This window comes from Streptomyces sp. LBL (assembly GCF_029893585.1).
Classification (GTDB): domain Bacteria; phylum Actinomycetota; class Actinomycetes; order Streptomycetales; family Streptomycetaceae; genus Streptomyces.
Genome location: NZ_JARXYX010000028.1, coordinates 125,612 through 136,240, shown reverse-complemented (window position 1 = coordinate 136,240; position 10,629 = coordinate 125,612). Strand labels below are relative to the sequence as shown.

9 protein-coding genes and 2 tRNA genes are annotated in these 10,629 nt (G+C 69.4%); 7 read left to right on the top strand and 4 right to left on the bottom strand.

Going from position 1 to position 10,629, the window contains the following annotated elements; genetic code table 11:
• Positions 1 to 359 precede the first annotated feature (359 nt).
• The 5 genes from M2271_RS30070 (at position 360) to M2271_RS30050 (ending at position 4,214) form a co-directional block, all read left to right on the top strand.
• The gene (locus tag M2271_RS30070; RefSeq protein WP_280890526.1) at positions 360 to 785 is read left to right on the top strand and encodes a CBS domain-containing protein; all 426 of its coding nucleotides are present in this window, start codon (positions 360 to 362) and stop codon (positions 783 to 785) included.
• Between the two features lie 77 nt (positions 786 to 862).
• Entirely contained in the window at positions 863 to 1,279 is a 417-nt protein-coding gene (locus M2271_RS30065; RefSeq protein WP_280890524.1) for a Fur family transcriptional regulator, read from the top strand.
• Between the two features lie 153 nt (positions 1,280 to 1,432).
• Entirely contained in the window at positions 1,433 to 2,218 is a 786-nt protein-coding gene (locus M2271_RS30060) for an ABC transporter ATP-binding protein (protein WP_280890523.1), read from the top strand.
• Entirely contained in the window at positions 2,215 to 3,078 is an 864-nt protein-coding gene (locus M2271_RS30055; protein WP_280890522.1) for an ABC transporter permease, read from the top strand. The genes M2271_RS30060 and M2271_RS30055 overlap by 4 nt, the downstream gene beginning before the upstream one ends.
• Positions 3,075 to 4,214 carry an ABC transporter substrate-binding protein gene (locus tag M2271_RS30050; RefSeq protein WP_280890520.1) on the top strand — a complete coding sequence of 380 codons (1,140 nt, stop codon included), beginning with the start codon at positions 3,075 to 3,077 and terminating at the stop codon, positions 4,212 to 4,214. Before M2271_RS30055 ends, M2271_RS30050 begins: the two co-directional genes overlap by 4 nt.
• A 46-nt stretch (positions 4,215 to 4,260) precedes the next feature.
• On the opposite strand, the gene M2271_RS30045 is transcribed toward M2271_RS30050, so the two are convergent.
• The 4 genes from M2271_RS30045 to M2271_RS30030 form a co-directional block, all read right to left on the bottom strand.
• A tRNA-Met gene (locus tag M2271_RS30045) sits at positions 4,261 to 4,334 on the bottom strand.
• Between the two features lie 405 nt (positions 4,335 to 4,739).
• The gene (locus tag M2271_RS30040) at positions 4,740 to 6,578 is read right to left on the bottom strand and encodes a tetratricopeptide repeat protein (RefSeq protein ID WP_280890519.1); all 1,839 of its coding nucleotides are present in this window, start codon (positions 6,576 to 6,578) and stop codon (positions 4,740 to 4,742) included.
• 228 nt (positions 6,579 to 6,806) lie between these two features.
• Positions 6,807 to 6,880: transfer RNA gene (locus M2271_RS30035), tRNA-Met, on the bottom strand.
• A 43-nt stretch (positions 6,881 to 6,923) separates the two neighbouring features.
• Positions 6,924 to 9,827, bottom strand: coding sequence for a UPF0182 family protein (locus M2271_RS30030; RefSeq protein ID WP_280890518.1), 2,904 nt, complete (start codon positions 9,825 to 9,827; stop codon positions 6,924 to 6,926).
• Here M2271_RS30030 and M2271_RS30025 point away from each other — a divergent pair.
• Together M2271_RS30025 and M2271_RS30020 are read left to right on the top strand one after the other, a co-directional pair.
• Positions 9,826 to 9,987, top strand: a complete 162-nt coding sequence (locus M2271_RS30025; RefSeq protein ID WP_280890517.1) for a hypothetical protein — start codon at positions 9,826 to 9,828, stop codon at positions 9,985 to 9,987. The genes M2271_RS30030 and M2271_RS30025 overlap by 2 nt on opposite strands.
• Before the next feature lie 81 nt (positions 9,988 to 10,068).
• Positions 10,069 to 10,611 carry a PPA1309 family protein gene (locus tag M2271_RS30020; protein ID WP_280890516.1) on the top strand — a complete coding sequence of 181 codons (543 nt, stop codon included), beginning with the start codon at positions 10,069 to 10,071 and terminating at the stop codon, positions 10,609 to 10,611.
• Positions 10,612 to 10,629: the final 18 nt, after the last annotated feature.

Here is a 10,629-nt window from a genome sequence, read left to right as displayed (position 1 = left end):
CCGGCATGCGCGATCAGGTCCGGGTCGTCGAACGCGGCGAACAAGGTCGCCGGGCCGTGGGAGACTCTCACTTCAGAGGTGCCTTGCTTCGTGGGGCTGATGAGGGCGTAGGAACTCCCATCATCCCAGGTCAGCGGGCACCTCTTCTCATTTCGTCATCCACAGACCAACTACCGCGCGGTGGATCGAGGCTGAGAAGCACCTCATCTGAGAAGCACAGGTGAGCGTGCGCGCCCCCAATTGGCCGCGTGCGCCCTCTTGTTGACCTCCACTTTACCTGTCACTCTGAGGGCACCCCCACTTGTGAACTTGTGAATCGCCGCATCATCCCGGTGATTCCCAGGAGGTGACTCACGCCCATGCTCGTCCGCGACGCCATGAGCACGGTGGTCCTCACCGTCGGCCCCGCCCACACTCTCCGCCAAGCCGCCACCCTGATGTCCGCCCGCCGCGTCGGCGCCGCGATCATCCTCGATCCGGACGCCGGCGGCATCGGCATCCTCACCGAACGCGACGTGCTCAACTCGGTCGGCCTCGGCCAGAACCCGGACACGGAGCACGTCCACGCCCACACCACCACCGACGTCGTCTTCGCCGCCCCGGCCTGGACCCTGGACGAGGCGGCCAGCGCCATGGCGCACGGAGGCTTCCGTCACCTGATCGTCCTCGACCGGGACGAGCCCGTCGGCCTCGTCTCGGTCCGCGACATCATCCGCTGCTGGGCTCCCACCCGAGCTCCCGCCCGACAGCAGGCCCGAGCATTGCCGAATCCCCTCTCACATTAGACAATATCCAGGTCAAAAAGAGATCCAATTTCACACCTGTTCGGAACCTGGTCCTCCTTACTGTTAGGCTGGTCTGTATGAGTGACCTTCTGGGACGGCTACGCGGACGCGGATGGCGGATGACCGCGCAGCGGCGCGTCGTGGCCGAGGTCCTCGACGGCGAACACGTCCACCTGACGGCCGACGAGGTCCACGCCAGGGCTGTCGCCAAGCTGCCCGAGATCTCCCGCGCGACCGTCTACAACACCCTCGGCGAGCTGGTTTCCCTCGGTGAGGTGCTCGAGGTCGCCACCGACAAGCGCGCCAAGCGGTACGACCCGAACGCGCACCGGCCGCACCACCACCTGGTCTGCGCCCAGTGCGGCGCCATCAAGGACGTACACCCCACCGGCAACCCGCTGAGCGACCTCCCCGACGCGGAGCGCTTCGGCTTCACCGTCTCGGGCGTCGAGGTGACGTACCGGGGCGTGTGCCCGAACTGCGCGGCGGCGTAGCACCTCCCCGCTCACCTCCCCGCTTCGAAAAAAGGCCCCCGGCACCGGTGAGTGCCGGGGCTTTGTCCTGCCCGCGGGCTTCCGGTATCTGACGGGTCGTCATATCGTCGTGCGGCACCCCTGCCTCCGTACCGAACTCCGCAAGGAGCAGCCGTGGGAGATCCGCACCCAGAACTCCACGCCACCGAGAAACTCCACGCCACCGAACTGACCCGCGCCTTCGGCCGTCCGCCCCGAGCCGTCGAGGCCCTGGGCCCCCTCGACCTCACCGTCGCTCCCGGCGAGTTCGTCTGCCTGGTCGGCCCCTCCGGCTGCGGCAAGTCCACGTTCCTGCGGATCGCCGCGGGGCTGCTCCGCCCGAGCACCGGCCGCCTGGAGATCCGTACCACCGGTCCCCGCCCCGCGGCCATGATCTTCCAGGACTACGGCATCTACGACTGGAAGACGGTCCGCGCCAACGTCCGCTTCGGCCTGGACATCCAGCGTGTTCCGCGCCGCGAGGCGAACGCCCGTGCCGACGCCTGGGTGGCCCGTATCGGTCTCGCCGACTTCGCCCAGGCCTACCCGGCGACCCTCTCCGGCGGTATGCGCCAGCGGGTGGCGATCGCCCGCGCGCTCGCCGTCGAACCCGAACTCCTCCTCATGGATGAGCCGTTCGCCGCCCTGGACGCCCAACTCCGCATGATCCTCCAGGAAGAGCTGCTGGAGCTCACCCAGACCACCCGCACCACCACCCTCTTCGTCACCCACAGCCTGGAGGAGGCGATCGTGCTCGGCGACCGGGTGCTGGTGATGTCCGCCCGCCCGGGCCGGATCATCGCCGAACACCGCCCACCGTTCCCGCGCCCGCGCACCGGCGACATCCGCTCCGCGCCGGAGTTCACGACCCTCAAGAGCGAGCTGTGGAACCTCCTGCGGAAGGAGGCGGTGCCGGCATGACGACGGTCACCAAGCCCTCCACCGAATCCCTCCTGGTCCGCCGCCCGGGCCCCAGGGAACTCCACCCCGTACGCACCCACCGCCGCCGACGCGCCCTGGAACTGTCGCTCGCCGTGGCCGTTCCCCTCCTGCTGATCCTCCTCTGGCAGCTGGCGGCGTCCCAGGCCTGGATCGACGAGCGCGTCTACCCGGCCCCGTCCACGATCCTGGCCGACGGCTGGGACCGGGCGGCGGCCGGCGACCTGTGGCCGGACGTGTGGGCCACCCTGAAACGCGTCCTGGCCGGCTACACGGCAGGCACCGCGGCGGGCTACGCGCTGGGCCTCCTGATGGGCTCCCTCCCCCTGGTCCGGGCCGCCCTCGAACCGCTCCTGGACGCCCTGTACGTCGTACCGAAACTGGCCCTGCTCCCGGTCTTCCTCAACATGTTCGGCCTGGGCGAGGGCCCCCAGGTGGCCCTGGTGGCGGCGACGGTGTTCTTCTTCGTCTGGATCTCGACCATGTCGGCGGTGATCGCCGTCCCGACCGGCCACCGCGACGCGGGCCGGGTCTTCGGCGCCTCACCGTGGCAGATGTTCCGCCACGTCCTCCTGCCCGCCTCGTTGCCGCAGGTCCTGGTCGGCGCCCGGATAGCAGCGGGCGTGGCGGTGCTGGTGATCGTCGCCTCGGAGCAGATAGCCGCGACGAACGGTCTGGGTCACCTGATCTTCGACTCGCGTGCGCTCTTCCAGAACGACGTGATGTTCGTCGGCATCGTCTGTGTGGCCGTGCTGGGCGTGCTCTTCTCCGAACTGATCCGCCTGGTGGGCCGGTTGCTCACTCCATGGGCACCGAGGGACCGAGGACGGGGGCAGTCATGAGGAGATCCGCGTACGGCGCCGTGCTCGCAGTCGGAGTGCTGCTGACGTCGGCGGCCTGTTCCTCATCGTCGTCGGGGCACTCGGAACCCAAGGCGGACCTGGGGACCCGCACGATCCGCCCGGTGGAGGGCTGCGGCGACACGTCCTGGACGAACCCGACGGGCCTCTCCCCCACCCGCTCCCCGGCCCGCTGCCGCCCCGGAGCGCCCGCCCCGCACCCCTTGCCGCAACCCCGGAAGCTGACGATCGCGACGGGAACACTGAGCGCCGAGTACGCGGCTCCCCTCCAGGTGGCCCTCGACAAGGGCGAGTTCCAGAAGGAGGGCCTGGACGTCACCCTGAAGGTCCTGCCGACCCCCGACGCCCTCCCGCTGCTGGCCAAGGGGGACCTGGACGCGCTGTGGGCGGCTCCGGAGGCGGCGGTCATGAACGGCGTCCGGGGCGGCTTCGACATCAGGTGGGTGGCGGGGAACTTCTCCCCCGACCCGGAGTCGAAGAGCGGCCTGTGGGTGCGGCTGAAGGAGAGCGAGAGTGCGGGCCGGGTGGCGATGGCGGGACGGAAGATGGGCACGATGATCGGCAAGGGCTCGGTGATCGCGTATCCCATGGAGAAGGCGCTGCGGAAGCACGGCGGAGGCCTCGACAAGATCCAGTACCAGCAGCTGGGCTCGGCCGACGTCCTCACGGCGCTGCAGAACGGAGGCGTCGACTCGGCCTGGCTCCTCGACCCGGTCTGGCGCCGCGTCGCCGACAGGCCCGACTACGCCTTCCTCGGCGGCCAGCCCCTCGGTGAACCCCTGGGCGGCATGCTGTACGGCCCGAGCCTGCTGAACGACGACGTGGACGCGGGAGTGGCGCTGCTGCGGGCGTACATCCGCACGGTCAACACGTACTTCGCGTCCGACTACAAGAAGAACGCGGCGTTCGTCACGTACCTGGCGGGACTGCTGGGGACGGATGAGGCGATCCTCCGCTCCACCCCGTCCCTCCACATGGACTGGGAGATCCGCGCCGGCACGACCGACCGCCTCCAGGCGGCGTACCGCACCCAGGGGGTGACGGAGGGCGACGCCATCCCGGAACCGGACACGGTGAACAGATCGCTGTACGAGGAGGCGGTGGGTCACCGGGGCTAACGACCGAGGGCCGGAACCCTTTCGGATTCCGGCCCTCGGCCTTCAGTAGCGGGGACAGGATTTGAACCTGCGACCTCTGGGTTATGAGCCCAGCGAGCTACCGAGCTGCTCCACCCCGCGGCGATGAATGGAACACTACGTCAAGGGCGCGCACAGAGGCAAATCGATAGGCGTCGCGGCCACCAGCACAGGCCGGACCCCCGTGAACCCCGGCCACCAACGCCGGCCGGACCCGCGTCCACCCCGGCCATCCACCCGGTCACCAACGTCGACCGGCCCCCATCCACTCCGGCGCGCACCTCCGGGGCGGCGTCCACGGGGGCGTCAGGCCGACGTCCATGACACCTCCAGGCCGACACACCTCGACGGGCCACCACGCCGGCGTCCATGGCGGCGCCACGCCGACGTCCACGCCGGCGTCCATGGCGGCGCCACGGCGACGTCCATGGCGGCGCCACGCCGACGCCCATGACACCTCCAGGCCGACGTCTGTGACGGCGCCAGGCCGACGTACATGGCGGCGCCTCACGCCGACAGCTCCTGCCGCAGCGCATCCCGCAACCGAGCCGCCCGCTCCGCAACCTCCCCCGGCCCGAGCGACACCGCCCGATCCGCCCACCGCTGGCCCTCCGCCAGCTCTCCACGACGCGCGTAGACAAGGGCCAGCCGCAACGCCGCCCGCCCGTGCCCGGCGTCAGCTGCCCGCTTCCACCACACCGCCGCCTCGGGCTCGCTCCCCTCCCGGGCCAGCAGCAGCCCCAGATTGAACGCCCCGTTCCGGGATCCGGCCTCGGCCGCCTCCCGGTACCACCGAGCCGCCTCGACCACGTCCCCCCGAGCCGCCGCCAGCATCCCGACACGTACTTGCGCCCGCCGATGCCCCTGCGACGCCGCTCGCTCGTACCACTCCTCGCACTCGCTCTTCTCGTGCACCGACTCACCCAGCTCATGCTCTGGCTCCGGTGGCCGCCGCGCGTCCAGCACCGTGGCCAACCGGTACGCGGCCTCAGCGCTCCCCCGCCCCGCCGCGCACCGCAGATGCCGCTCGGCCTCCCGCTCGTCCCCGTCCCGCAGCCGCGCGATCCCGACCTGCAACGCCGCCTCGGTGTGCCCGGCGGCGGCCGCCCGCTCGTACCACCGCAGCGCGGCCGACTCCTCGCCCCGCCCGGCGAACAGGATCCCCAGGTTGAACGCGGCGTCCACGCTCCCGGCCTCCGCGGCCTTGGAGAACCACGGCTCGGCCCCAGCGGTGTCTCCGCCCTGCAACAGCAGGATCGCCAGCGCGTTCGCCGCCTCCCGGTGGCCGGCGTACGCCGCCCGCCGATACCACTGCTCGGCCTGCGCGGTCCGCCCCTGCGCGACACAGAGCAGCCCGAGGTTGTACGCCCCGTTGTCGTCGCCGGCGTCCATCGCGGCCCGGTACCACCGCTCGGCGGTCTGCTGCTCACCCCGCTCGGCGTGCAGCGCGCCCAGCGCGTTCGCCGCGTTGCCGTCGCCGTCCTGCGCGGCCCGCAGCCACCACACAGCCGCGCTCTCCGTGTCACCCGCGTCCCGCAGCAGGAACCCGAGGGCGCAGGCGGCCCGCGCCTCGCCGTCCTTGGCGGACGTCAGGTACCAGCGCCCGGCCTCCTTGAGCTCACCGCGCCTCTCCAGGATCGCCCCGAGGTGCAGCGCGCCCCGCCGGTGTCCGCGTGCGGCGGCCTGCCGGTACCACTGCTCGGCCTCGTCCGTCGCGGCGACACCGTTGTCGCCCCCGGTCTCCCCCGCACGCTCCTGACGCCCCTCGTGTCCCTCATGCGGGGCTCTGCGATCGAGCGCGCGGGCCAGCCGGTACGCGGCCTCCCGATGCCCCCGCTCGGCAGCGGACCGCATCCACCGCTCGGCCCCGGCGTCCCCGCGGTGTTCCAGCAGATCGGCGAGCGCGTACGCCCCGAGCGCGTGCCCCTGCTCGGCGGACTGGCGCAGCCAGTACTCCGCGGCGGGCTCGTCGCCCCGCTCACGGTGGTACCGGCCCAGCGCGTGCGCGGCAGCGGCGGATCCGGCGACAGCCGCGATCCGCCACCATCCCGCGGCGTCCTCGGCGTACCCGCGCTGGTGAAGAAGGACTCCCAGGTTGTTGGCGGCGGCCCGGTCGCCGGCCGCGGTGGCGGCACGCAGATGGGGTTCGGCTCCGTCGAAATCTCCGCGGCGCAGCAGCATGGCCCCGAGGACGCTCATCGCCTCGACGTCGCCGGCTTCGGCGGCGAGTCTCCGGCGCATCTCCTCGGCAGCATCCTCAGCCGCCTCCCCGGCCTGGTCCTGCCCGGAAGGTTGCACAAAACGCCCTGTCTCGAACAGAGTTGCCTTGTCCCCCATAACGTCCATCGTCGCACCACCTGCAACCTGGGTACACCTGGTATACCGCAGCCATTGAGGTCACTACAGCGTTTTGTCGACTTGCCCACAGAGAGACAAGTCAAACACGGATCCCGCCAACTCGCCCGGCGGCACGGCCGTCTTGCTGTCGACACATGCGTTCGCACACCACGAAGGCCCGGATCCTTGTCAGAATCCGGGCCTTCACAGGCGAACGACTCACGTCGTCGACTTCAGTAGCGGGGACAGGATTTGAACCTGCGACCTCTGGGTTATGAGCCCAGCGAGCTACCGAGCTGCTCCACCCCGCGCCGTTGTTCTGCAACCGTACCACGGCGCGGGGTGGTCTCTTGATCAGCCGCTGGGGCTGCTGGTCGGACTCGGGCTGCTCCTGGGCTTGGCGCCGCTGGGACTGCTGGTCGGACTCGCGCTGCTACGGGGCTTGGCGCTGCTGCCGCCGCTCTTGCCGGCGTCGGACTGGGCCTGCTCGGCCCGCTTCAGCGCCGCCTCCAGGTCCTTCTGTGCCCTGCCGTACGCCTCCCAGTCGCTCGGCTGCTTGTTCAGCGCTTCCTGACCGGCGTCAAAGGCCTTCTGGGCGTCGTTCAACGCGTCCTGGACCGTGGGGTTGGTGGACGTCGGTGGCGGATTGGTCGTGTCACCCTGACCCGGTGGCGGCTCGGTGGTCGAACCGTCGGCTCCGAAGACCTTGTTGAGCGCCGCGCCCAGGGTGTTTTCGAAGGCGGTGTTGCCGCCGTAGGTCACCAGCACCTTCCGCAGCAGTGGATACTTCAGGCCGCCACCACGGACGTAGACCGGTTCCACGTACAGCAGTTCGCCGTCGAGGGGCACCGCCAGCAGGTTGCCGTACTCGACGGTGGAGTCACCGCGGTTGAGCAGGCTGATGGTCTCGGCGATGTCCTGTTCGGAGTTGAACTGGCTCTGCACCTGTTTGGGCCCGTTGACGGTGGTGTTCGTCGGCAGTTTCAGGATTCTGATCTTGCCGTAGTCTCTGGTGCCCGCCTCCGCGTCGACCGACATGAACGCACTGAGGTTGTCCCGGCCGTTGGGCGTGAACGTCGTCGTCAGCGAGAACACCTGCGAGGACTGGTCGGGCATCTTCATGCTCAGGTAGTACGGCGGCACCGCGTTGCCCGACTTGTTGGTCGGGTCGTCCGGCACCTGCCACACCTCGCTGCCGCTGAGGAACGTCTGCGCGTCCTCGACGTGGTAGCGGCTGAGCAGCTCGCGCTGGACCTTGAACAGGTCCTGCGGGTACCGCAGATGGGCCATGAGGTCGTCGGAGATGTCTGCCTTGGACTCGACCGTGCCCGGGAACGCCTTCATCCAGGTCTTCAGGACCGGGTCCTTGGTGTCCCACTGGTAGAGCTTGACCTCGCCGGTGTAGGCGTCGACGGTCGCCTTCACCGAGTTGCGGATGTAGTTGACCTGGTTCTGCTGGGCCACCACCGCGCGCGAGTTGTTGGTCGCGGTCAGCGAGTCGGCCGTCGTGTCACCCAGGGTCGTGCGCGAGGCGTACGGATATCCGTTGGTGGTCGTGTACGCGTCCACGATCCACTCTATGCGGTGGTTCACCACCGCCGGGTAGGCGTCCCCGTCGATGGTCAGCCATGGGGCGACCGCCTCGACGCGCTCCTTCGGGGTGCGGTTGTACAGGATCCGCGAACCCTCGCCGATGGCACCGGAGTAGAGGATCTGCGGCTCGTTGAACGCCACCGCGTACGCGGCCCGGTTGATCGGGTTGGAGAGGTTGACCCCGCTCTTGCCCGAGTAGCTGAAGGTCTTCTCACCGGTGTCGTCGGAGTAGTCGATCTCCTTCTGGGGACCGCCGACGATCGAGTACGCGTTGGTCTTCTCGCCGTAGTAGATCCGCTGCTGATACGTCCCGAGGTCGCCCTTGGACGGCAGGTCGTACTCGGTGAAGACCGGGCGCCCCTGGGAGTCGGCCTCGGTGCCCTTGGCGGCGACCGCTCCGTAGCCGTGGGTGTAACGGAAGTGGTCGTTGATCCAGTTGTTCTTCGGGATGCCGTTGAGGTTCAGCTCCCGCAGACCGATGACCGTGTCCTGGTCGGCGCCGTCCTTGGTGCTGTACCGGTCGACGTCCAGGTTGGTCGGGAAGGCGTAGTAGTTCCGCATCTGCTGGAGCTGCTGGAACGTCGGCGAGGCGATGTTCGGGTCCATGATGCGGATGCTGGCCGCGTCGGCGGCGTCGTCCCGCAGCTTGGTCTTGTCCGTGGTGCTGGACTTGCCCTCGTACTCGGTGACCTTGGCGTCGTCGATGCCGTACGCGGCACGTGTCGCCGTGAGGTTCTTCTCGACGTAAGGCGCTTCCTTGGCCTGCTCGTTCGGCTGGACCTGGAACTTCTGGACGATCGCCGGGTACAGGCCGCCGATGAGGATCGCGGAGAGCACCATCAGGCCGAAGCCGATGACGGGCAGCTGCCAGGTGCGCCTCCACAGGGTGGCGAAGAACAGCAGCGCGCAGATGACGGCGATGCAGAACAGGATCGTCTTGGCCGGCAGATAGGCGTTGGCGTCGACGTACCTGAGGCCCGTCCAGTTGCCGGTGGCCTTGAAGTCGCTGGACTTCACCGCGAGTCCGTACCGGTCCAGCCAGTAGGCGACCGCCTTCAGGGCGACGAAGATGCCCAGCAGCACCGACAGGTGCCCGGTCGCGGTGGCCGTGGCGCGCGCGCCCGGAGAGGTGACCCTCAGACCGCCGTACAGATAGTGGGTGAGCGCGGCGGCGATCACGGAGAGGATCACGGCGGCGAAGCCGAAGCCGAGCAGGAACCGGTACCAGGGCAGGTCGAAGGCGTAGAAGGAGACATCGAGGTGGAACTGCGGGTCCTTCTGGTGGAAGGGCACGCCGTTGACCCACATCAACCAGGTCCGCCACTGGCTGGAGGCGGAGGCACCCGCGATCAGACCCACCAGGGAGATGATCCCGAGCAGCAGCCACCTCTTGTACGGTGCGATGCCCATCCGGTACCGGTCGAGGTTCTGCTGCTCCATCGACATGGCGCTCAGCGGCGGACGCAGACGGTGGGCGAGCCAGATGTTGAAGCCGACCGCGAGGGCCATCAGCAGACCGAAGACGAAGAACAGCCCGATCTTGGTCCACAGAGTCGTCGTGAACACGGACGAGTAGTTCACCGACCGGTACCAGAGCCAGTCAGTCCAGAATCCCGCGAACATGGTGAACGCCATGCCGAGCACGGCAAGGACGCCCAGCGTCATGAGCAGGGTACGGACCCGCCGGGACGGGCGGCCCACTCTGATCCGTGGCCCCGTCGGGCCTCCGCCGCGGTCCGGCATCTGGAAAGCCAAGGTGCGCACCTCGAAGTTCGCGTTGGTGTATCAGACCCGCGTCGTCACGGGCCGTCCGTGGGCCACGTGATCGTAGACCCCCCACCTATGCAACTTACTCACGCTTTACTCGGTTCCCGATTCCGGCCCTGAACGAGAGAGGATTGTGACCATGTCCAACACTCCCATGGCGGCGAGCCCGCTGACCCAGGCCGTTCTCGAAATCGACGAGTACGCCTCCGGCCTCGGCTGGGACCAGCCCGCCCGCCTCTTCGCCCTCGTAGACACCGCTCGACTGCGGGTCAAGGAACCCGCCCTCGCGGCCCAGCTCGGCCTCGAAGCGGAACAGCAGACCACCGGCCTCACCCCCATCGAGCAGGACGAGGTGCCGACGGGCAAGCCGCTCGACGAGTTCCTCGGCACCATCGCCTGGCCCGACGCGGTGGTCGGCTGCGCGCTCACCGTGGAGCGCCTGATGCTGCCGCCGTCCGCGGAGGCGGCCGTCCCCGAAGGCCTGAGCGAGAAGAAGCTCGCCCAGTGGGTGGCCGAGCACCCGGATCGCCAGGAGGTGCGGATGACGGTCGCGGTGCTGCGCGACGGCGCCCGCGATTCGGCCCTGCGACTGCGTGAGAAGGACTCGCCGACGGAGGTCCTCACGGGTTCCGACCTGGTCCCGGGGCTGGCGGAGGCACTGGCGGCGACCTTCGAGGAGTAGCCCTGGCGGAGCGGGGGG